This window comes from Stenotrophomonas sp. STEN035 (assembly GCF_056759935.1).
The window spans coordinates 64782-87890 of the sequence record NZ_JBRRDY010000004.1 but is presented as its reverse complement, the minus strand read 5'-3'; the positions used below and the strand labels follow the sequence as shown (position 1 = coordinate 87890).

Here is a 23109-nt window from a genome sequence, read left to right as displayed (position 1 = left end):
GATACGATCACTGCCCTGTTTGACCCGGAAAAGGAGATCGCAATGAAACGGATGGCATTGGGAACACTGGGTTTTCTGGCTATGTTCAGCGCCACTGCCGAGCAGCGCATACCTCCGCAGGCACATTGCATCGATGCACGCCAGATCAGCGGTGCTGAAGACATCAGCTCCAACACGCTCGCAGTGCGGTTGAAGGATGGGCAGCGTTTCAAGGTACAACTCGTACAGGACTGCCCTGCGCCGGAAAGCCGGCTGTCGGTGCGCGGTAGCAAGGAAGGCTGGCTATGTGCAGAACCGGGCGAAAGTCTGGTCATCGGCGACGCACAATGCCCGATCAGCACCATCGAGCCGCTGGATACCCGCAGCTACGCCGACCTGCTACGCCAGCGCGACAGCCAGGTGGCCACCATGGCCCCCCTGCAGGTCAAGGCCGCAAGCGCGCCCCGCTCGCGCGGCTTTCGTGGCACAGCCGATTATTGCGTTGGCATTGACGCCGTCCGCCGTTGGAGCGAGGGCCCGCAGGGGATCACCGTCGAAGTTTCACCCAACCGCGCCGCTGGCAATCGCTTCTATCGCATTGAGGTCGCCAGCAGCTGCCCGGCACTGGCCAACGCGCAGACGATGACCCTGGTCTCCGGAATGGGCATCGGGATGGTCTGCGGCCACCCTGGCGACAGGATGGCGTTGGCCCGCCCGGAGCGCGAGCTGATCCGGCCCGGCGATCGTGCAAACTTCAGCGGCCGCTACGACTGCCAGATCAGCCGCGTCTATCCGGTGCTGGACAAGAACGGGAGCTGAGCCTGCAGCGCTCAGCCCAGCAACACCTTGCCATCGCCGACAGATACCGGCACCGCGCGCAACGAGTCGCCTTTGCACGGACCCGCGACGCAGATGCCGCCTTCCAGCTCGAATGAAGCACCATGCACAGCGCAGACCAAGTGCCCTTCACGGCTCTTGAGGAACTGGCCCGGTGCCCAATCCAGCGCGCGCCCGGCGTGCGGGCAGATGTTCAACCACGCCCGCACCGCATCGCCATCGCGGTACAACACCAAGGTCTCGGCATCGCCATCAACCACCGCCACCACTGCATGAAAGCCTTGATCAGGCACGGCCGCCAGCGGGCAAAGTTCGATTCTGGAAGCGATGGCGCTGGACATTGGAACACCGATACAAGTCAGACCCTCATTGTCGCATGGGCGACCAAGGCTAGAACGAAGCTGACTCGCGGCACTGTCGCACCCCCTATTCAGACACCAATTAACGACAACTTCACGCAATTGGCCCAATCGCCCCTGATACTCCACAGCAGACTCAACGTCATAGAGCTTTCATGAACATCCGCTACGTCCAATTCGCCAAGCTGCGCAACCTGTTCGAGCCGCGCAAACCGCGCAACCCGTTGGTGCGCATTGCCTTGGGCCTGCTCGGCATTGCAATTCTTGCGGTGCTGGTGGTCGGCGGCGTGTTCATTGGCGCAGCCATGATCCTGGGTGGCATTGCCTGGAAGCTGTTTGCATCGCGCAAGGCCCGCGCCGTGCGCAAGGCCGATCCAACCGTGGTCGACGCCGAATACCGCGTAGTGCGCAAGGCCGCCCTGCCGCAGCCGCGCTAAAGCTTTTGTGTAGTGCCGAGCGATGCTCGGCAAGGGCCTTACCGGTGCCTTCAAACTGTAGGAGCGGCGTGAGCCGCGAAACCGGCATATTTGAAACTGCCGGCATGGCGGCGATCTGATCGACCATCTGCTTCGCGGCTCACGCCGCTCCTACAAAGAAGCTCTCCCGGCGCCGGTCAAGTTGTGGGAGCGGCATAAGCCGCGAAGCCAGCACACTTGAAACTCCCGGCATACCCGCAATCTGATCGACCATCTGCTTCGCGGCTTATGCCGCCCCCACAAACAGGCACTTCAACACAGCGTTTCTGCGCAACAGAAAGCGCTTTTGTCCGCTAGACTTTTGCGTCGATTCACCTGGACGCAACCATGACCGACCTGATTCCCGCCCTGCCCCAGCCCCGCATCCCGGTCGCCGGTGGCGGTACGTTTCCGGTGCACCGCATCTACTGTGTGGGCCGCAACTTTGCCGACCATGCACGCGAGATGGGCGCTGCCGCGCCAGCCTCGGCCAGCGAACGCGGCCAGCCGATGTTCTTCATGAAGCCCGCCGATGCCATCGTGGTCGGCGATGCGGCGATCCCCTATCCGTCTGCCACCTCCGACCTGCACCATGAAGTTGAACTGGTCGTGGCGCTGGGCAAGGATGCGCCAGCCGGTGTGCTGGCCGTAGATCAGGCGATGGACCTGGTACTGGCCTACGGCGTCGGCCTGGACTTGACCCGCCGCGACCTGCAGGCAGCCGCGAAGGCCAAGGGCGGCCCCTGGGATATCGCCAAGGGTTTCGACCATTCCGCACCGGTCAGCAGCCTGGTGTTGGCATCCGAAGTCGGTGATCTGGCGCCGCTGGAGCTCTCGTTGGAAATCAACGGCGAACTGCGCCAGAAGGCCACGCTGGACCAGATGATCTGGAATGTCGCCGACATCCTGCACGAGCTGTCCAAGCTCTATGCACTGCGTGCCGGCGACCTGATCTTCATGGGCACCCCGGCCGGTGTAGCCGCACTGCAGCCCGGCGACCGATTCAGCGCACGCCTAGGCAAAATCGCACATCGCGACGGTTTGATCGCCTGATGACATCCACTGGAGTAGTCTGCGCCAGCTCCCTTTCATGCATACCTAGGAGAAACACATGGGAATGATCAGCGAATTCAAGGAATTTGCGATGCGCGGCAACGTCATCGACCTCGCGGTCGGTGTCGTCATTGGCGGCGCGTTCGGCAAAATCGTCACCTCGTTGGTGGACAAGGTGATCATGCCGCCGATCGGCATGCTGGTCGGCAATGTCGATTTCTCCAGCCTCGCCTGGACCCTGGCACCGGCCAAGATGGGCGCCGATGGCAAGGAAATCCCGGCCGTGGTGCTGGGCTATGGCGACTTCATCAATACGCTGATCCAGTTCATCATCGTTGCCTTCGCGATCTTCATGCTGGTCAAGGTGGTCAACCGCCTGTCGCGCAAGAAGGAAGAGGCACCGGCCGCTGCGCCGGAGCCGACCGAAGAAGTGCTGCTGCTGCGCGAAATCCGCGACAGTCTCAACAAGCGCTGATCGATCAACCTGTTTGCCAACAACGGCCGGGGTTCCCGGCCGTTGCCGTTTGCAGCAATCAGAAGGTCATTGTCATGGATACCTGCGGGCTGGCGTAGGACGCGCTGTTGCGCCCACCCGGCAGCGACGCCTGCACACCGAACAACACACCGACCTGGTCGTTGATGATGTATTCCACTGCTGGCGCAATACTGAAGGCGCGGCTGCGTGAGTCATTCTGATGCAGCGCCTTCCGCGGACCCGATGCGTCGGCCACGCTGCCCTGAAGCACGTTGCCCGATTGCGTGCTGGCAGTCAGATCCAGGGCCAACACCCAACTGCGGTTGATGCTGTACTCCAGCCCCAGCGCGCCACTGACCGCCGCACCGGCATTGAGCGTGCCGCGGAAACTCGGCTCGGTGCCATACACACTGCGCCCAACCACCGAAACACTGCCCGGCGACGGGCTCCAGCTGGTCTGCCAACGCCAACGCAGCGGCCGTCCATTCGGCATCCACAGCACCTGCTGTCCCAGCAACGACAAGCCGGTGCGATAGACGCCGCTGCCCTGCCCGTTGAGCGTGTTTTCACCCAGACGGTCATGCCGCCCCGTCGCCACCGATTGGCTCAGCATCGCCGCCAAGGTCATCTCGCCGGTCAATGCATCGCCAGCGCGCAACTGGTAGCGCAACCGAGCCGCGCTATCGCCAATGCGGTAGCCATCACTGTGCTGCGCGCCCTGCGCGGAGCGGCTGCCATTGAGCACCCACTCGCCGGTCAGCCGATCGGTGATACCTCCACTGAGCAACAGGCTCAGCAACTGGCTGCTGTCGTGCGCATCCAGCGTGTGGCGATTGCCGTGGTCGTCGTATACGCCACTGGTGCGGCTGTAGATCCAATACGGCTGAACAAAAAACTCGCTCTGCGGCATCGCTGCCGGGCCCGGAGTGAGCAACGGCCCGGTGAAACGCACGTCGTCCATGGAGCGCGTCTGTGCCAGTCCGATTACTGGCAGCGCCAGCATCAACAACGTCCCTGCCGTCCTGTGTCGCAATGTCATCAAGTGTTCCTGAGCAAACCACCAAACCGGTGGGGGTGCTCAGGCTCGCCTGTGATGCTGCATCGCAATACGAGAAAACCCCTTGGTTGCCCGTCATCGTTTTAGCCGCTCATATCGTCTAGCGGATGCGTACAAATGCAGCCAGAAGGGGAACCACTTAGCCAATACCAAGACTTCCACACATCCCAACCGGCACATTCCCCTACGCCAAACCACTGTTACCCTGACTCGACAAATCACCTTGGAATTGACTATGCGTCGCCGTGCTCTTTCCCTTGCCCTCCTCCTGCTGTGCACCTCGGCCGCTGCCAACGCAGCGCCCACCCATATTCCGCAGCAGGCGCTGACCAAGGCCGCCGAGCTGCGGGCACAGGCGCTGGCGGACAACACCGGCTGGCAGGTGGTGGAATCGCTGACCACCGAAGTTGGCCCGCGCATGGCTGGCAGCGAGGCCGACGCACGTGCGGTGGAATGGGCCAAGGCCAAGTTCAAGGAACTGGGCTTCGACAAGGTGTGGACCGAGCCGGTGACCTTCCCGAAATGGGAGCGCCGCAGCGAACACGCCTCGGTACTGGGCGCAAATCCGCAGCCGCTGACCATCACCGCCCTGGGCGGCAGCCCGGCCGGCACGGTGGAAGCCCAGATTGTGCGTTTCGAAGGTCTGGATGCATTGAAGGCGGCGCCGGAAGGCTCGTTGACCGGCAAGATCGCCTATGTCGACTTCACCATGACCCGCAAGCGGGATGGCGCTGACTATGGCATCGGTGGCAGTGTGCGCAGCCGTGGCCCGTCCGAAGCGATCCGCAAGGGCGCGGTCGGCTTCATCATGCGCTCGGCCGGCACCGATTCGCACCGCATGCCGCATACCGGCATCACCCGTTACGACGAAGGCCTGACCCCGGTGCCGTCGGCCGCACTCTCCGGCCCGGATGCCGACCAGCTCAATCGCCTGGTTGCGCGCGGCCCTACCCGCATTCGCATCGCGCTGGATTGCGGCTGGGATGGCAGCTACACCTCGCAGAACGTGATCGGTGAGATCACTGGACGCAGCCTGCCCAAGGAAGTGGTGGTGATCGGCGGTCACCTCGACTCCTGGGACCTGGGCACCGGTGCCATCGATGACGGCGCAGGGATCGGTATCACCATGGCCGCCGGCCATCTGATCGGCCAGCTCAAGCAAGCCCCCAAGCGCACCATCCGCGTCATCGCCTTCGCCAACGAGGAGCAGGGCCTGCACGGCGGCAAAGCATATGCAGCAGCGCGCGTGGCAGCTGGCGAAGTCGTGCAGCAGCACATCGCCGCCGAAAGCGACTTCGGCGCAGGCCGCATCTATGCCTTCAACACCGGCTCGGGCAATCCGGCGGAATCGCGTGAGGCTACCCGCCAGATCGGCGAGGCGCTGGCGCCACTGGGCATTGAATACCGCGCCAACCAAGGCGGCCCCGGCCCCGACGTAGGCCCGCTGGCCGCCAAGGGCGGTGCATGGGCATGGCTGGCGCAGGACGGAACCGACTATTTCGACCTGCACCACACCCCGGACGACACCTTGGACAAGATCGACCCGAAGGCCCTTGCCCAGAACGTGGCGGCCTACACCGTGTTTGCCTATCTGGCAGCGGAGTCTGAAGGCAGCTTCGGTAGCGAGGCCAAGGATGTGGTGCCGCCGCGGGAGTGATTGCCTGCCCGGTTGAACCAATAAAGGCGCCGCAAGGCGCCTTTATTGGTTTCGGTTTCTGTAGTGCCGAGCCATGCTCGGCAGGGGTTTTACCGGTAGAGCCACTGCCGAGCATGGCTCGGCACTACCTTGCGTTTCAGCGCTGCTTGCGGCTGTTCCAGCTGGCCAGAAATACCGCGGTGGCCGAGGCCACATTGAGGCTTTCCACCGCGCCACTGCCAGGAATCGACAGGCGCAGGTCGCAGCTCTGGGCGAAATCGCGGTCCATGCCTTCGCTCTCTGCACCCATCACGTACACCATACGGTCCGGCAGCTCGGTGGTGAAGACGTTGTCGCCATCGGCAACCAGGGTCGCAGCCAAACCAAAACCGGCATCACGCAGCTGCGCGACGGCCTGCGGCAAGGCCGGCAGGCGCACCAGCGGCACCGACTCGGCGCCGCCTTCCGCCACACGCGCGGCGGCGCCCGACAAGGCCAGCGTCGAGTCCGCCGGCAACAGGATTGCCTTGACCCCAAAGTGCGCAGCCGAGCGCAGGATCGCGCCGAAGTTGTGCGGGTTGCCCACGCCGTCCAGCCACAAGGCAAGTGCCGGACCGTCCTGCAACGATGCCAGCCAGGTAGCCAAGGGCAGCGGCTCCTGCTTCTGCACGTCAGCAACCAGGCCTTCGTGGTGGGTGGTGGCAGCCAGCTTGTTGAGATCGCCATCGCCGACCACGCGGTAACCCACGCGATTGGCCACACACCACTTCAGTACCGGCTGCAGGCGCGGGATCATGTCCTCGGCCAGATACAGCTTGCGCAGCGCCTGCGGGCGCTTGGCAAACATCGCCTGCACGGCATTGACGCCGTACAGACGCATCTCATCACCGCCGCGTACCGGGACACCGTCGCCTTCACGTGCGGCCGAGGGTGCAGCCGGAGTTGCGCGGGGTGGCCGCGAGGAAGGGCGACGGTTGTTCCAGGGGTTACTCACAGCGGTTCCTTTGGATTACTTGTTGCTACGCCAGAAATCGGCATTTTTGATGCCCAGTGCATCGGGGTCGAAGACCGGGTCCAGACCCAGCTTCTTCTGCCGCTCATAGTCGGTCAGTGCAAGCATGGCAGGCTTTTGCAGGATCAGGATGGCGACCACGTTCAGCCAGGCCATCAAGCCCACGCCGATGTCACCCAGCGCCCAGGCCATTTTCGCATTGTGATAGGCGCCAAACACCACCATCGCCATGATGCCAAGACGCAGCACCAGCATCGCTGCCGGATGGGTGCGGTTGCTGCCGGCCAGGTAGGTCAGGTTGGTTTCGGCCATGTAGTAATAGGCCATGATCGTGGTGAAGGCGAAGAAGAACAGCGCCAGCGCCACAAAACCCGCGCCCCAGCCCGGCAGCACCGATTCCACCGCCGCCTGGGTGAACAGGGCACCTTCGGAGGGCTGAACGCCCGGCACCCCGGTAACAATGGCCTCCAGCTTGGTCACGCCACCTTCGGTGACCGAACGGAACACGTTGTACATGCCGGTGGACAACAACAGGAAAGCGGTCGAGGTGCACACCAGCATGGTGTCGAAGTAAATGGCGAAGGCCTGCACATAACCCTGCTTGGCCGGGTGCGAGACTTCGGCAGCAGCAGCGGCGTGCGGGCCGGTGCCCTGGCCGGCTTCGTTGGCGTAGATGCCGCGCTTCACGCCCCAGGCGATGGCCTGGCCGATGATGCCGCCGAAGGCCGCATGCGCACCAAAGGCGCTGGAGAAGATGTCCGAGAACATCGCCGGCACCTTGCTGGCGTTGAGCATCATCACCACGACCGCCATCAGGATGAAGCCCAGCGCCATGAACGGCACGATCACTTCGGCGAAGCTGGCAATGCGCTTGACGCCGCCGAAGATGATGATGCCCAGCACCACCGCCACGCTCAGCCCGATCCACAGCTTCATGCTGGCGGTACCGCCCACTGATGCGCAGGCATCGGCGCCGGTGCACAGCACGTTGACTGCGCTGTCGGCGATGGCATTGGCCTGCACGCCCGGCAGCAGGAAGCCGGCGGCAATGACGGTGGCAACAGCAAACGCGGTGGCGTACCACTTCACGCCCATCGCTTTTTCAATGTAGTAGGCCGGACCACCGCGGTAACGGCCTTCGGCATCCTTGGTCTTGTAGATCTGCGCCAGCGTCGATTCCACGTAGGAAGTGGCAGCGCCAAGGAAGCCCATCACCCACATCCAGAAGATCGCACCGGGACCGCCATAGGCAATGGCCGTGGCCACGCCGGCGATGTTGCCGATACCCATGCGGCCAGCCATCGACATGGCCAGGGCCTGGAACGAGGACACACCGGCGTCGGACTTCTCGCCGCGCACGGTGAGCCGGCACATCTCGGCAAAACCCCGGATCTGCATGAAGCGGGTGCGCAGGCTGAACCACAGGCCCGCGCCCAGACACATGAAAATGAGCGCGTTACTCCAGATGATGCCGTTGATCGTTTCGACGATGGATTCCACGTAATTCCCCGGAAAGCTGAAAGGTAGCCAAAGCCCGGAATTCCGGGGCTGGCCGATTTTTCCACGATTAAGCTTGGATGTGCAGAGCCTTTACGCCAGTTTCAGCAAAGTCCTGATACGTGCGAAGCAACGCATATCGTGCAGCTGCCCATCCTTGAACACCGATTGGTGCTCGGTGCCCTCCTCCGCGAATCCATTCTTCAACAGCACCCGCGCTGAGGCCGGGTTGCCGACCATCACCTGTGCGGACAGCCGTGCGAGCTCCAGGCCATCCATCACCCACGGCACATAGGCACCGACCACAGTGGTCATGATGCCCTGCCCCCAGTAGCGCTGGCCCAACCAATAACCCAGCGATGCCGAATGACGCCGCTCGTCCTTGCCCTGGGTAACACCGATACCGCCACAGGCCCGGCCATCGATTTCCAGCGCGAACACCTGCCCCCGCAGGTCCAGCACCTGTCCAGCCAGAAAGGCCTCGCCATCGGCGCGGGTATACGGATAGGGAAAGCGCGTGCTCAGCCCCCGCGATACCGCTGCATCGTTGGCATGCTCGAGCAGCGCGTCCAGGTCCCCTGCCTGCCAGGGGCGTAACCGGACGCGGCCGCCGAGCAGCGGCTCACGCATGGCCACCGACCGCCGGGGTTTCACGCTCCAGCTTCTCCAGCGCGTTGGCCACGGTTTCCGGCGACTTGGTGTACGGGGCCAGCAAGGCATAGAACGCCGGCACCACGAACAGCGACAGGAAGGTGGATACGCTGACACCGAAGATCACCACGATGCCGATGGTGGCGCGACTGGCCGAGCCCGGGCCACCGGCGACCACCAGCGGAATCGCACCCACCACGGTCGCGATCGAGGTCATCAGGATCGGCCGCAGTCGCACCATCGACGACTCGACGATGGCCTGGTGCACGTTGCGACCCTCATCGCGCAGCTGGTTGGCGAACTCGACGATCAGGATGCCGTTCTTCGCCGCCAGGCCCACCAGCATGACGATGCCGATCTGACTGAACAGGTTGAGCGTGCCGCCACTGAGGTACAGGCCGACGAAGGCACCGAGCACGCCCAGCGGCACCGTCAGCATGATCACCAGCGGATGGATGAAGCTCTCGAACTGCGCGGCCAGCACCAGGTAGACCACCAGCAAGGCCATGGCGAAGGTCAGCAGCACTGCACTGCCGGCGCTCTGGTACTCGCGCGACTCGCCCTTCCAGTCGATCTGCGCGTATTCCGGCAGCTCCTCGGAGGCGACCTGCTTGGCCCAGTCGATGGTCTCGCCCAGCGTATGACCCGGCGCGACGTTGGCACTGATGGTGATCGAGCGCAGGCGATTGAAGCGGTTGAGGCTGCCGGCCTCGGCCACTTCACTGAGCGTGACCAGGTTGGACAGCGGCACCAGTTCACCCGAGCGTGCGCGCACCTGGATTGCCGACAGGTCGGCCGGCGACGCACGCCCTTCGCGACCGGCCTGCACCAGCACGTCGTACTCCTCGCCGTTGTCGACGAAGGTGGTGACGCGGCGCGAGCCCATCATGGTTTCCAACGCACGGCCAATGTCAGTAACCGAGATGCCAAGATCGGCCGCACGCTGGCGGTCGATGTTGACCCGCATCTGCGGCCGGGTTTCCTTGTAATCCGAATCGGCGCCGACCAGGCCGGGGTAATCGGCCATGCGCTCCAGCAGGCGATCACGCCACTGGGCGATTTCCACGTACTCCGGACCACCGAGCACGATCTGGAACGGCTGGCCCATGCTGCGCACCAGACCACCACCAACCATGGTTCGCACGCGCACGCCGCTGAGGTCGTTCAGTTCTTTCTGCAGGTCATTGGCCACATCCACCGTGGCCTCGCTGCGGTTACGCCAGGGCTGCAGGAACACACTCATGCGGCCGGTATGCATTTCCTCGCTGTTGCCCCAACCACCGGGCACACGCGGATTGGCGCGGACGATGGGTTCTTCCGGGCCAACGAAGCGCGAGACGATCTTCTCGACCTGCTGCACCTGCTCCACGGTGTAGTCGTAGCCCGCACCTTCCGGGCCGTCGATCATGATCTGGAACGAGCCGCGATCTTCGGCCGGAGCGAGTTCCGAGGGAATCAGTTTGAACAGTCCCCAGCTGGCGCCGAGCGCGCCCAGCATCACCAAGCCGAAGATCCAGCTGCGTTGCACGTGGCGATCCAGCACCCGTCCATAAGCTGCCGACAAGCGCGCCAGCTGGCGATTGATGAAGCCATGCAGGCGGCTGACCTTCTGCTCGCTATGCGGCTTGAGCAGCTTGGACGCCATCATCGGCGTCAGCGTCAGTGCGACGAAGGCCGACAAGGCCACCGCTGCGGCCAGCGCAACAGCCAACTCGCGGAACAGGCGCCCGGTATTGCCCTCAAGGAAACCGACCGGCAGGAATACCGCCACCAGCACCGCGGTAGTGGCGATCACTGCGAACGCCACCTGCGCGGTGCCGCGTTTGGCGGCCACCAGCGGCGGCTCGCCCAGATCGATGCGGCGCTGCACGTTCTCGACCACGACGATGGCGTCATCCACCACCAGGCCGATACACAGCACCAGCGCCAGCAGGGTGAAAAGGTTGATCGAGAAGCCGAAGGCGAACAGCGCGATGAAGGCCGCAACCAGACACACCGGCACCGTCACCGCGGGAATCACTGCCGCGCGCAGGCTGCCCAGGAACAGCCAGATCACGATCAGCACCAGGATCATCGCCTCAACCAGCGTGGCGTAAACGCGCTCCACGGCAGCTTCAATGAAGGTGGTGTTGTCGAAGGCGACGAAGATCTGCGTGCCCTTGGGCAGGGTCTGGGCGATGCGGTCAGCTTCGGCGCGGGTATCACGTGCCACATCCAGCGCATTGGCCGTCGACGTCTTGACGATGCCCAGGCCGATGCCCGGCTCGCCATTGCTGCGGAAATAGGCGCGGCGCTCGGACGAGGCCAGTTCGACCTTGGCTACATCGCCCAAGCGAACGACGTAGCCGTCATTGCCCTTGCCCAGCGGGATGCTGGCAAAGTCAGCCGGGGCAACGTAGCTGCGCTCCACGCGCAGGGTGAAATCGCGGTCGGCCGATTCGATGCGGCCGGCTGGCAGTTCCACGTTCTCGCTGCGCAGCGCGGCTTCCACTTCGTTGACGGTCAGCCCGCGTGCGGCCAGCTGGTCGCGGTCCAGCCAGACGCGCATCGCGTAGCGCTGACGGCCACCGATGCGGACCTGGGCCACGCCGTCGATGCTGGAGAAACGGTCCACCACATAGCGATCGGCATAGTCGCTGAGTTCCAGCGTATCCATCACCGAGGACGACATGTTGAACCAGATGATCGGGTCGGCGTCGCTCTCGACCTTGGCGATTTCCGGCGGCCGCGCTTCTTCCGGCATGCGATCCGCGACGCGGCTGACTGCATCGCGCACGTCGTTGGCCGCTGCCTCGATGTCGCGGTTGGCGTTGAACTCGATGCTGACCGAGGCGCGGCCGTTGGTGCTGCGTGCATTGATGGTATCGATGCCCTCGATACCGGCCAGCGCGTCCTCCAGCACCTGGGTGACGCGGCTTTCAATCACCGCCGCCGAGGCGCCGGTGTAGTCCACCGACACCGAGACGATGGGCGGATCGATGGCCGGCAGCTCGCGCAGGGTCAGGCGGGTAAACGACATGATGCCCAGCACCAGCAGCAACAGGCTCATCACCACGGCCAGTACCGGCCGCTTGATCGAAAGATCGGACAGCTTCATCCGGCGGTCGCCAGCTTGGCCGGCGCGGCAACCTCGGCCGGCTTCAGCGGCGTGGCCGCGTCGGCGGCCTTGGCCTGCTTGTCATCCTGGATGCGGATGCCCGGGCGCAGCTTGCCGGTGCCATCGACCACGATGCGGTCACCGGCCTTCAGCCCTTCAACGATTTCCACCACACCGGCGCGGCGGGTGCCGGCCTTGATGTCGGCACGCTCGACGCTTTCATCCTGCTTGACCCGGAATACGTAGGAGTCGCGACCGACCTGCACCACCGCAATCTCCGGGATCACCAGCGCATCACGCTCGGGGCGATACAGGCGCACGTCCAGCAGCATGCCCGGGCGCAGCGCATGGTCGGCATTATCGAAATCGGCGCGCACAGTGATCGCGCGGCTGCCCGGGTCGACGCGGGCGTCGATGGTGCTGACCGTGCCTTCAAAGGTCCGGCCCGGGTAGGCGATGCTGCTGCCGCTGACCTTGTCGCCGTTCTGCAGCGAGGACAGCTGCGCCTCTGGCACCTGGAAATCCACGTGCATGCGCGAGATGTCGTCCAGCGTGGCGATCGCGGTGGTCGGGGTGACCAGCGAACCCGGGCTGACCTGGCGGATGCCCAATACGCCAGCGAATGGCGCGCGCACGCTGCGGTCGCCGATATCGGCGCGCATCTGCTGCACGCGGGCCTCGGCGGCGTCACGGATCGACTGCTGGGTATCCAGGGTTGAATGGGCTACCAACTGCTGGGCAGCCAGTTCACGCTGGCGCTTGTAGAGCCGGTCGGCCTCGGCAAAGGTCGCCTGGGCCTGGGCAAGCGCAGCCTGCTGGGCTTGGCCGCGCAGGGTCACCAGCGGTGCACCGGTAGCGACCTGTTGCCCGCTTTCGAAATGCACCTTGTCGATGATTTCGCTGACCTTGGCGGTGACGATGATGGATTCGCGTGCCTTGGCGGTGCCGTTGGCCTGCAGCGTATCGCTCCACGGAGCGGCTTCGACAACCTGGGTAGTGACCAGCACCGCACCGGCGGCTTGCCGCGGCGCCTCTGCGTTCTTGCGGTTGCATCCGGCCAACGCCAGCGCCAAGACAGTGCCACCCGCAACGGTGGCGGCAAATCGCCCGAACATACGAAGTCCCATCTGATACACGATCAAGCAGTCTAGCGGTGCCAGATGACGGCCGGATGTGCCGTTAGGGGGGGAACGCCTCTATTGTGTGAGCCGCTGCAGTGCCGAGCCATGCTCGGCAGGGGCCTTGACCCGTAATGCGAAGAGCATACCCCTCCCCAACCCTCCCCTCCGCCTACGGCGCAAGGGAGGGGGCGAAGCTGCAGTGCGGATGAATTCGGGGCTGACGGGGCGGTGGCTTCGCGGCTTATGCCGCTCCCACAAGCTGCACTCTGCAACCGCGGACGCTCTGACTGATCAGCGCAGCGCCAGTAGCACCTGCTCGACCATCGCCGGCACGCTGTCAGTGTCAGCCCGCAGATGCAGCTCCGGGGACTCCGGCGCTTCATACGGCGAGTCGATACCGGTGAAGTTGGGGATCTGCCCGGCACGCGCCTTGCGGTACAGGCCCTTCACATCGCGTGCTTCGGCCACTGCCAACGGCACGTCGACGAATACTTCGATGAACTCGCCATCCTCGAAACGCTCACGCGCCATCTGCCGTTCCGCACGGAACGGCGAGATGAAGCTGACCAGCACCACCAGCCCGGCATCGGCCATCAGCCTTGCCACTTCGGCAACGCGGCGGATGTTCTCCACGCGGTCCTCGTCGGTGAAGCCCAGATCCCGATTCAAGCCATGGCGGACGTTGTCACCATCCAGCAGGAAGGTATGTACGCCCTGCGCATGCAGGCGCTTCTCCACCTGGTTGGCGACGGTGGACTTGCCCGCGCCGGACAAACCGGTGAACCACAGCACCTTGGGCTGCTGGCCCTTGATCCGTGCCCGCGCGGCCTTGTCCACGTCCAGATGCTGCCAATGCACGTTGCCGGCGCGACGCAGGGCGAAATCCAGGGTGCCGGCGGCGACGGTGGCATTGGTCTGGCGGTCGATCAGGATGAAGCCGCCCAATGCGCGGTTCTGCGCATACGGCGCGAAGGCCACCGGCTCGTCCAGCGACAGGTTGCAGTAGCCAACCTCGTTCAACTCCAGTCGCTTGGCTGCCAGTCGCTCCTGCGTATTCACGTCAACGCGGTGCTTGATCTCACTGATATTGGCGGCCACGGTGCGGCTGCCGATCTGCAGCCAGTACGGGCGGCCCGGCAGCAAGGCCGCGTCGTCCATCCACAGCACATGAGCGGCGAACTGGTCGGCCACCTCCGGCGGATCACCGGCGGCAGCGATCACGTCGCCGCGGCTGACATCGACTTCATCGTCCAGGGTCAGCGTCACTGCCTGTCCGGTGCCGGCAACTGCCAGCGGACCATCTGGCCCCAGCACCTGCTTGACCGTGGTGCGGCGTGCCGAAGGCAGCACCACCACTTCGTCACCCACGCGCACCTGACCGGCGGCAATGGTGCCGGCAAAGCCACGGAAGTCCTGATTTGGTCGGTTGACCCATTGCACCGGCAGGCGCAGCCCACTGGCGGCGTCGTGCGCGCTCAGTTCGACCGTATCCAGATGCTCGATCAGGCTGGGGCCGGCATACCAAGGCATCGCCGCCGAACGCGTGGACAGGTTCTGCCCTTCCAATGCGGACAGTGGAATCGCCTGCACATTGGCGATCCCCAATTGCGCGGCAAGCGCCTGATAGTCGGCAACGATGCGCTCGAATACGGATTGGTCGTAATCGACCAGATCCATCTTGTTCACCGCCAGCACCACCTGGCCGATGCCCAGCAGCGAGATGATGTAGCTGTGCCTATGGGTCTGCGTGAGCAGGCCCTTGCGCGCATCCACCAGCACCACCGCCACATCGGCAGTCGAGGCGCCGGTGGCCATGTTGCGGGTGTACTGCTCATGGCCGGGGCAGTCGGCAACGATGTACTTGCGGCGGTCGGTATCGAAGTAGCGATAAGCCACATCGATGGTGATGCCCTGCTCGCGCTCGGCGGCCAAGCCATCGAGCAGCAATGCGTAATCGATGCGCTCGCCCTGGGTGCCATGACGGCGACTGTCTGCTTCCAGCGCGGATAACTGGTCGTCGAATAAGCGCTTGCTTTCGTACAGCAGGCGGCCAATCAAGGTGCTCTTGCCATCGTCGACGCTGCCGCAGGTGATGAAGCGCAGCAGCGGCTTGGTTTCGTGGGCCTTGAGGTAGGCAGCGATATCGGAGGAAGTGGTCACGGCGCTCATCAGAAATACCCCTCCAACTTCTTCTTCTCCATGGACGCGGACTGGTCGTGGTCGATCAGGCGGCCCTGCCGCTCTGAACTGGTCGATACCAACATCTCGGCGATGATTTTCTCCAGGGTGTCGGCTTCGGACTCGATTGCGCCGGTCAGCGGATAGCAGCCCAGCGTGCGGAAACGTACCTTGCGCAGCTGCGGCACTTCACCCGGATGCAGCGGCAGGCGCTCGTCATCGACCATGATCAGGCTGCCATCGCGCTCGACGACCGGTCGTTCGGCGGCGAGGTATAGCGGCACCACCGGGATCTTCTCGCGGTAGATATAAAGCCAGATATCCAGCTCGGTCCAATTGGACAGCGGGAATACGCGCACGCTCTCACCCTGATGGATGCGGGCGTTGTACAGGTTCCAAAGCTCGGGGCGCTGGTTCTTCGGGTCCCAGCGGTGACGGTCATTGCGGAACGAGAACACCCGTTCCTTGGCCCGTGACTTCTCTTCGTCGCGGCGCGCGCCGCCGATGGCGGCATCGAACTTCCACTTGTCCAAGGCCTGCTTCAGGCCCTGGGTCTTCATCACATCGGTGTGCACGCTGGGGCCGTGGCTGACCGGGCCGATGTCGCGGGCAATGCCGTCCGGATTGATATGCACCCGCAGCTCGGTACCGGTCTCAGCCACCCGGCGGTCGCGGAAGGCGATCATCTCGCCGAACTTCCAGCGCGTATCCACATGCAGCAAAGGAATTGGCGGCACGCCCGGCGCGAACGCCTTCAGCAGCAGGTGCAGCAGCACCGAGCTGTCCTTGCCCACCGAGTACATCAGCACCGGGTTGTCAAAGGCGGCGGCAACTTCGCGCAGGATATGGATGCTTTCCGCTTCCAGGCGGTCGAGGTGTGACAGGGGTGCAGTGACGGTCATTGCGTGCCGAATCAAGGAGGCGGGGCCCGAGGGCAAGGGTAGCAGCGAAGCCGGACGGGACTCCGGACTGTGCGCCGAGTGTGGAGGGGTCACTGCGCCGATTGAAATAAACGCAGGGCATGAAGCGATAACCGCTGCTCCTTTCCCCTGATGGCGCGCTGTACCTAGCATCGGTCATCCCTACCTAGACCGGAATGGAAATGACTGCCGCCGCCACCGTGCCACCCAGCCCCTTGCCCGAAGACCGCAGGGTCCTGCTGTCGCAACTGGTAGCCGGTCTGGATGGGAACAGCCTGTGGTGGCTGTCCGGGTTTGCCGCCGGGTTGGCGCAGGGTACCTCTCCCACTGCTCTTACCGTCATCTCCGGCGGCCAAGCCGCACAGCCAGCGCAGACCCGGCTGACCGTGGTCTATGGCAGCCAGACCGGCAACGCCCGCCGCGCCGCCGAGCAGCTGGCCGCCGAGGCCGAAGCAGCCGGCCTGCCGGTACGGGTAGTCCGCGCCGATGCCTACGCCACCCGCGAGCTGGCCACCGAGCGCCTGCTCTATATCGTCATCAGCACCCAGGGCGAAGGCGACCCGCCGGACGATGCCATCGGTTTGGTCGAGTTCATCGCCGGCAAGCGTGCACCCAAGCTGCCGGAGCTGAAGTACGCCGTGCTGGGCCTGGGCGACTCCAGCTATGTGGAGTTCTGCGGTATCGCCCGCAAGCTCGACAGCCGCTTGGCCGAACTGGGCGCCACCCGCCTTCAGGAAGTGGGCGAAGCCGACCTGGACATCGACAGCGTGGTCACGCCGTGGCGCAGTCAGGCACTGATCAATGCCCGCACTGTTATCGGCGAAACCGTCACCACCACGCCCAGCAATGTCACTCCCCTGCGTCATGCCGGCGCGTGGACCGCCCTGCACCCATTCGGCGCCGAGCTGCTGTCGCGCCAGGTCATCAGCGGCCGTGACTTCAAGGGCCCGGCGTATGCCAAGTACGGCAACGCGGCCAAGTCCGTGCATCACCTTGAGCTTTCGCTGGAAGGCAGCGGCCTGCACTACGAACCCGGCGATGCGCTGGGCATCGTCCACCGCAACCCTGCCGAACTGGTCGAAGCCGTGCTGGATGTCACCGGCCTCGATGGCGCGCTGCAGATCGAGCATGACGGCCACAGCCGGCCGCTGGCGCAATGGCTGGGCGAGCACCGCGAGCTGACCCGCATCTCGCGCCCACTACTGGCCTCGGTGGCCGAGCGCAGCGCGCATCCGGAACTTGCGCGCCTGCTCGATCCGGCACAGAAGAGCGAACTGGCCTCGGTATTCGAAGACCATCAACTGGTCGACGTACTGCGCCGCTGGCCAGCCGAGTGGAATGCCGAAGCCTTGCTCGGCACCCTGCGCCCCGCCGCCCAGCGCCTGTACTCCATCGCTTCCAGCCGCAAGCGGGTCGGCGAAGAAGTACATCTGACCGTCGACGAACTGCGCTACCACGCCCATGGCAGCGAGCACGTTGGTGCTGCCAGCGGCTTCCTGAGCGCACTGGAAGAAGGTGCACAGTTGCCGGTCTACATCGAAACCAATGAGCGCTTCCGGGTACCGGCTGACAGCAGCCGCGACATCATCATGATCGGCCCGGGCACCGGCGTCGCACCGTTCCGTGGCTTCGTGCAGGAGCGTGCCGAGACCGGCGCCACAGGCCGCAACTGGCTGTTCTTCGGCGCGCGCCACTTCAATACCGATTGCCTGTACCAGAGCGAATGGCAGGACGCGCTGCGGCACAAGGAACTGCACCGCCTGGATCTGGCGTTCTCGCGCGACCAGGCCGACAAGATCTACGTACAGCAGCGTCTGCGTACCCGCGGCAAGGATTTGTACGACTGGCTGCAGAACGGCGCACACCTGTATGTGTGCGGCGCCATCGCCATGGGCAAGGACGTGCATGCAGCACTGCTGGATGTACTGCGCGAACACGGCGGGCTGGATGAAGACGACGCCCGCGACTATCTGACTCGACTGCACACGGAGGGGCGCTATGGACGGGATGTGTATTGAGTGTTGTTGGCGTTGACCCTGCGAGTTGACGCAGCAGTGGCTTCGCGGCTGACGCCGCTCCTACAAACTCCGATTCCAGATAGCGAAAAGAATGAGCACCCACTCCGTTGAGAACATCAAGGCCGACAGCAACCGCTTGCGCGGCTCATTGCTGGAAAGCCTGGCCGATCCTGTCACCGGCGCCCTGCGCGAAGACGACCAGACCCTGATCAAGTACCACGGCAGCTACCAGCAGGACGACCGCGATGTGCGCGACGAGCGCCGTCGGCAGAAGCTGGAGCCTGCCTACCAGTTCATGATCCGCACCCGCACCCCCGGCGGCGTGATCAGCCCGGAGCAGTGGCTGAAGCTGGACAGCATCGCCACCCGTTACGGCAACCACTCGCTGCGCATCACCACCCGCCAGGCGTTCCAGTTCCATGGCGTGATCAAGCGCGAGCTGAAGGCGACCATGCAGGCGATCAACGCTGCGCTGATCGACACCTTGGCCGCCTGCGGTGACGTCAACCGCAACGTCCTGGTCGCCGCCAACCCGCTGCTGTCCAGCGCGCACGCCACGTTGTATGCAGATGCCGCACGCACCTCCGAACACTTGCTGCCCAATACCCGCGCCTATTACGAAATCTGGCTGGATGAAGAACGCGTGGCAGGCAGCGGCGCCGAGGAAGAGCCGATCTATGGCGCACGCTACCTGCCGCGCAAGTTCAAGATTGGCTTCGCACTGCCGCCGCTCAACGACGTTGACGTCTATGCCAACGACCTGGGCTTCATCGGCGTGCTCGATGAAGCCGGCGAGCTGCTCGGCTATGACGTGACCATCGGCGGCGGCATGGGCGCTACCCACGGCGATGCCGAAACCTATCCGCGGATTGCCAACAGTGTCGGCTTCATTCCGCGCGACGCACTGCTCGATGTCGCCACCGCCACCGTTACCACCCAGCGCGACCTTGGCAACCGCGAGCTGCGCAAGCGCGCGCGCTTCAAGTACACCATCGACGACCACGGCCTGGACACTGTTGTGGCCGAGATCGAGCGCCGCGCAGGCATCAGCTTCGCGCCCTCGCGTGCTGCCCCATTCGAGCACAGCGGCGACCGCTATGGCTGGGTCGAAGGCGACGACGGCCGCTGGCACCTGACCCTGTCGCTACAGGCCGGACGTATCGCCGATGTGGCCGGTGCCCCGCACCTGACCGCCCTGCGCGAAATCGCCCGCATTGTTGAAGGCGAATTCCGCATGACCGGCAACCAGAACCTGGTCATCGCCGGCGTCCCCGCCGCACAACGCGCGCAGATCGATGCCATCGTGCACAGCGCAGGACTGGACATCGGCAACCGCGCCCCAGCCGCATTGGCACGCGCCGCCATGGCCTGCGTCGCCCTGCCCACCTGCGGACTGGCAATGGCCGAAGCCGAGCGCTACCTGCCCGAGTTCAGCGCCAAATTGCAACCGCTACTGGAACAGCATCAGCTGGCCGATGCCCCCATCCTGCTGCGCATCTCCGGCTGCCCGAATGGCTGCTCACGTCCTTACCTGGGCGAGATCGCCTTGGTCGGCAAGGCCCCGGGCCGCTACAACCTGATGCTGGGCGCCGACCATCGTGGCCAGCGATTGAACACGCTGTACCGCGAAAACATCACCGAGCCAGAAATCCTCGACGCACTGGCGCCTCTGTTCGCCCGCTATTCCGGTGAGCGTGACGGCAGCGAAGGCTTCGGTGACTTCCTGCACCGGGCTGGCATCGTCACCCTTCCTCCCTACCCCACCCATCGCCAGATATCCGTGGAACTGCAAGCATGAGCGCCCTGCCCAAGACCTCTCACAACCCGTCGGTAACCCTGCCTGACGACCTGGGCCCGCTCAATACCCTGCTCGATTCGATGGATGCGCAGCAGCGCGTGGAATGGGCACTGCAGAACGCGCCCGGCGCGCATGTGCTGTCGTCGAGTTTCGGCGCGCAATCGGCGGTGACCCTGCACCTGCTCAGCAGCCAGCGCCCGGACATTCCGGTGATCCTGATCGACACCGGCTATCTGTTCCCGGAGACCTACCGCTTCGCCGATGAACTGACCGACAGGCTCAAGCTCAACCTCAAGGTCTACCGCCCGCAGGTGAGCCGCGCCTGGATGGAAGCACGCCACGGCCGCCTGTGGGAGCAAGGCGTGGTCGGCATCGAGCAGTACAACAACCTGCGCAAGGTCGAGCCGATGAAGCGCGCCCTGGATGACCTGCAGGTAGGCACCTGGTTCACCGGCCTGCGCCGCAGCCAATCGGCAAGTCGCGCCAACACGCCGGTGCTGCAGCGCCGTGGCGAGCGCTTCAAGGTCAACCCGATCGCCGATTGGAGCGATCGCGACGTGTGGAAATACCTGCAGGAGCACAAGCTGCCCTACCACCCACTGTGGGAACAGGGCTACGTCTCCATCGGCGACTACCACACCACCCGCCGCTGGGAAGCCGGCATGCGCGAAGAAGACACCCGCTTCTTCGGCCTGAAGCGCGAGTGCGGTCTGCACGAAGAGATTTAAGCCGCAATACCGCCTTTTGTAGGAGCGGCGTGAGCCGCGAAGCTATTGCTGTATCAGGTCATGCGTGCAATTCGATCTGGATGATCAGCTTCGCGGCTCACGCCGCTCCCACAACAGCCATACCGCACTATCGACGCCCGCCTCAATGAGGCGGGCGTCCTTGCTTCAGTACCGGTAGTCCAGCTTCAACCAGAACGAACGCCCCGGCTCATTGATACGCACCGGATCTGCCGGAAAACCGAAATCCGCACTACCCGCCAGATTCAGATGCTCGGCATAAGCGCGGTCGAACAGATTGTCCACACCCACACTGGCACGCAGCCCGTCATTGATCCGATAGGCACCATTGAGTGACAAGGTCGCAAAGCCCGCGCTCGGGCCCAGGTCCCGCGCCACCACATTGCCCTCATCCAGTGCCACCCGATTCTGCCGGCTGACCGCGCGCAACAAGGCACCCACCGACCAGCGCGACCGTTCATAGGAGGCGGAGAAGCGCCCTTCCAACGGTGGAATCTGCGGCAACGGCCGGCTTTCGCTGCGGTTCTCACCCCAGGCATAGGCCAGTGTGCTGCCAAGCTTCCACGCCTGCGTCGGCCGCCACTCCAAGCCCGCCTCGGCACCGGCGATGCGCGCATCCACATTGCGGGCCTGGGTGCTGCTGCCCATCATTCCGCCGCTGCGGTACTGGAACAGAATGTAGTCCTGCAGGCGACCGGCATACGCCGACACCCAGACATCGACCTTCTCGCGGCGGAACTGCAAGCCCAGGTCCAACTGTGTGGTCTGTTCCGGCTTCACGCCCGAGAACGCATTGATGCTGCCGACCGGCCCGACATTGGCCGAGAACAACTCCCAGTAATCCGGCATGCGCTCGCTGTGTCCGATACCTGCGTACCAGGTCCAGGCCTGGCCATGATCGCGCTCATAGCGCACGAAGCCGCTGCCGAGATCCTCCTGACGCTGTTGCCCCGCAGTTGGATTCGGCATGCTCATCATGCCGGTGGTCGCGCGTCGATCCTTGACCGTCGCCTTGTCCAGACGCAGGCCGCTGATCCAGCGCTGTGGCGTGCCTTCGCCCAAGGTCAGTTCGGTGAACACCCCTTGGCTGCTGAAGTCGGCATCACGCTTCCAGGCCGACTGCTGCCAGGTATTGCGTCCCATGCCATTGCGGCTGCGATGGCGGCTGTCCTGCGCATCGAAACCAGCGACGACTACCACCTCCTGCCAGCGCCATTCGCTGCTGACACGGCCACCGCTGGTGCGCCGCTCAACATTCGAAGCCATCGGCATCGGCATGCTGCTGGCCGGGTTCGGCGTGCGCAGCGTGTAGTTGTCCATCAGGTGATCTGCGTTGTTGTAATACAAATTGGCCTGCAGCTTGTCCCACGCGCCCGGCAGGTTATCGCGCTCGAAACGCAGGCCGTAGCTGTCGCGCTTGAATGCGGCGCCATCCATGCCACGCCCGGCGTAACGGGCAATCGCATCACCAGTGCCGGCTGTGAGCTCCACCACGGTGTCAGCATCCGGTGTCCAGCCGATGGCAGCATCGGCGTTCCACTTGCGCCACCGCGACGGCACTACATCGCCATTGCCATCACGGTAATCATCGGACTCGGAACGGTTGCCGTTGACCCGCACATACCCGGGCGTGCTGCCGAACGTGGCATCGAGCATCTGGTCGTTGCGGTTGTTGGATCCGCCCAATGCGCTGGCTTTCAGCTCCATGCCGGGGCCGTCAAAGCGCGGCGTCTCCCGTTCAAAGCGTACCGTTCCAGCTGAAGCACCCGCGCCCCAACGCACGCTTTGTGGGCCCTTGATGACGGTCAAACGGTCATAGGTTTCCGGCGCGATATACGACAGCGGATTGTCCATGCGTGACGGGCAGGCACCGATCAGGTTGCCGTCGTTGCTGAGGATGTTCAGTCGCGAGCCGGACATGCCGCGTAGCACCGGGTCGGCATTGGTGCCGCCGTTACGGATAGCCGAGAAACCCGGCACGGTTTTCAGATAGTCGGCGCCGTCACTGGCCGGCACCGGCTGCCGCGGCAGACGCGGATCGGTGACCCATTGCAGCGGCGAAGATGGCGCCACGGCAGTGACCACCAAAGTGTCCAGGGTCCTGGTCAGATCACGCTCGGCAGCATGGGCGATGTGTGGAAACAGCGCCATGCAGACCCAGACAGACAGGCATGCCGGAGCACCCGGCATACGGGAAAGGGATTTCATTTGATTCTCCAA

18 protein-coding genes are annotated in these 23109 nt (G+C 64.2%); 8 read left to right on the top strand and 10 right to left on the bottom strand.

Features of this window, described 5'->3' with window-relative positions; all coding sequences use genetic code 11:
• Nucleotides 1–42: 42 nt before the first annotated feature.
• A complete protein-coding gene (locus tag ACVOLL_RS03385; protein ID WP_481511585.1) occupies nucleotides 43–798 on the top strand; it encodes a hypothetical protein in 756 nt (251 codons plus the stop codon).
• A gap of 11 nt (nucleotides 799–809) precedes the next feature.
• Here the strand turns inward: ACVOLL_RS03385 and ACVOLL_RS03380 are convergent, their stop codons facing one another.
• Nucleotides 810–1157, bottom strand: a complete 348-nt coding sequence (locus ACVOLL_RS03380; RefSeq protein WP_481511584.1) for a Rieske (2Fe-2S) protein — start codon at nucleotides 1155–1157, stop codon at nucleotides 810–812.
• 173 nt (nucleotides 1158–1330) lie between these two features.
• Between ACVOLL_RS03380 and ACVOLL_RS03375 the strand changes: the two genes are divergently transcribed.
• The 3 genes from ACVOLL_RS03375 (at nucleotide 1331) to mscL (ending at nucleotide 3158) form a co-directional block, all read left to right on the top strand.
• On the top strand, nucleotides 1331–1612 hold the full coding sequence (locus ACVOLL_RS03375; RefSeq protein ID WP_481511583.1) for a hypothetical protein: 282 nt from the start codon (nucleotides 1331–1333) through the stop codon (nucleotides 1610–1612).
• A 366-nt stretch (nucleotides 1613–1978) separates the two neighbouring features.
• Entirely contained in the window at nucleotides 1979–2683 is a 705-nt protein-coding gene (locus ACVOLL_RS03370; RefSeq protein WP_481511582.1) for a fumarylacetoacetate hydrolase family protein, read from the top strand.
• A 58-nt stretch (nucleotides 2684–2741) separates the two neighbouring features.
• The gene (mscL, locus tag ACVOLL_RS03365) at nucleotides 2742–3158 is read left to right on the top strand and encodes a large-conductance mechanosensitive channel protein MscL (protein ID WP_481510923.1); all 417 of its coding nucleotides are present in this window, start codon (nucleotides 2742–2744) and stop codon (nucleotides 3156–3158) included.
• A gap of 58 nt (nucleotides 3159–3216) precedes the next feature.
• Here mscL and ACVOLL_RS03360 read toward each other — a convergent pair whose 3' ends face one another.
• The gene (locus tag ACVOLL_RS03360; RefSeq protein WP_481511581.1) at nucleotides 3217–4197 is read right to left on the bottom strand and encodes a hypothetical protein; all 981 of its coding nucleotides are present in this window, start codon (nucleotides 4195–4197) and stop codon (nucleotides 3217–3219) included.
• 253 nt (nucleotides 4198–4450) lie between these two features.
• On the opposite strand from ACVOLL_RS03360, the gene ACVOLL_RS03355 reads away from it, so the two are divergent.
• Nucleotides 4451–5872 (top strand): M28 family peptidase, encoded by a 1422-nt coding sequence (locus ACVOLL_RS03355; RefSeq protein ID WP_481511580.1) that lies wholly within the window; start codon nucleotides 4451–4453, stop codon nucleotides 5870–5872.
• A gap of 136 nt (nucleotides 5873–6008) precedes the next feature.
• On the opposite strand, the gene ACVOLL_RS03350 is transcribed toward ACVOLL_RS03355, so the two are convergent.
• From ACVOLL_RS03350 to cysD, 7 genes are all read right to left on the bottom strand, one after another.
• Entirely contained in the window at nucleotides 6009–6845 is an 837-nt protein-coding gene (locus tag ACVOLL_RS03350) for a TrmH family RNA methyltransferase (RefSeq protein WP_481511579.1), read from the bottom strand.
• 15 nt (nucleotides 6846–6860) lie between these two features.
• Nucleotides 6861–8306 (bottom strand): alanine/glycine:cation symporter family protein, encoded by a 1446-nt coding sequence (locus tag ACVOLL_RS03345; protein WP_481511658.1) that lies wholly within the window; start codon nucleotides 8304–8306, stop codon nucleotides 6861–6863.
• 147 nt (nucleotides 8307–8453) lie between these two features.
• Nucleotides 8454–8990, bottom strand: coding sequence for a GNAT family N-acetyltransferase (locus ACVOLL_RS03340; RefSeq protein WP_481511657.1), 537 nt, complete (start codon nucleotides 8988–8990; stop codon nucleotides 8454–8456).
• The gene (locus ACVOLL_RS03335; RefSeq protein WP_481511578.1) at nucleotides 8983–12108 is read right to left on the bottom strand and encodes an efflux RND transporter permease subunit; all 3126 of its coding nucleotides are present in this window, start codon (nucleotides 12106–12108) and stop codon (nucleotides 8983–8985) included. The genes ACVOLL_RS03340 and ACVOLL_RS03335 overlap by 8 nt, the downstream gene beginning before the upstream one ends.
• A complete protein-coding gene (locus tag ACVOLL_RS03330; RefSeq protein WP_481511656.1) occupies nucleotides 12105–13223 on the bottom strand; it encodes an efflux RND transporter periplasmic adaptor subunit in 1119 nt (372 codons plus the stop codon). The genes ACVOLL_RS03335 and ACVOLL_RS03330 overlap by 4 nt, the downstream gene beginning before the upstream one ends.
• Before the next feature lie 297 nt (nucleotides 13224–13520).
• Nucleotides 13521–15398: a sulfate adenylyltransferase subunit CysN gene (cysN, locus tag ACVOLL_RS03325; protein WP_481511577.1), complete on the bottom strand. Its 1878-nt coding sequence runs from the start codon at nucleotides 15396–15398 to the stop codon at nucleotides 13521–13523.
• Nucleotides 15398–16309, bottom strand: a complete 912-nt coding sequence (cysD, locus tag ACVOLL_RS03320) for a sulfate adenylyltransferase subunit CysD (protein WP_296247078.1) — start codon at nucleotides 16307–16309, stop codon at nucleotides 15398–15400. The genes cysN and cysD overlap by 1 nt, the downstream gene beginning before the upstream one ends.
• A 200-nt stretch (nucleotides 16310–16509) precedes the next feature.
• Here cysD and ACVOLL_RS03315 point away from each other — a divergent pair, with 200 nt between their 5' ends.
• From ACVOLL_RS03315 to ACVOLL_RS03305, 3 genes are all read left to right on the top strand, one after another.
• Nucleotides 16510–18345, top strand: coding sequence for an assimilatory sulfite reductase (NADPH) flavoprotein subunit (locus ACVOLL_RS03315; RefSeq protein WP_481511576.1), 1836 nt, complete (start codon nucleotides 16510–16512; stop codon nucleotides 18343–18345).
• Nucleotides 18346–18436: 91 nt separating this feature from the next.
• A complete protein-coding gene (cysI, locus tag ACVOLL_RS03310) occupies nucleotides 18437–20143 on the top strand; it encodes an assimilatory sulfite reductase (NADPH) hemoprotein subunit (RefSeq protein ID WP_481511575.1) in 1707 nt (568 codons plus the stop codon).
• Nucleotides 20140–20871: a phosphoadenylyl-sulfate reductase gene (locus tag ACVOLL_RS03305; protein ID WP_481511574.1), complete on the top strand. Its 732-nt coding sequence runs from the start codon at nucleotides 20140–20142 to the stop codon at nucleotides 20869–20871. The genes cysI and ACVOLL_RS03305 overlap by 4 nt, the downstream gene beginning before the upstream one ends.
• A 165-nt stretch (nucleotides 20872–21036) precedes the next feature.
• Here ACVOLL_RS03305 and ACVOLL_RS03300 read toward each other — a convergent pair whose 3' ends face one another.
• Complete coding sequence (locus tag ACVOLL_RS03300) at nucleotides 21037–23097, bottom strand: TonB-dependent copper receptor (protein ID WP_481511573.1); 2061 nt, start codon at nucleotides 23095–23097, stop codon at nucleotides 21037–21039.
• Nucleotides 23098–23109 lie beyond the last annotated feature (12 nt).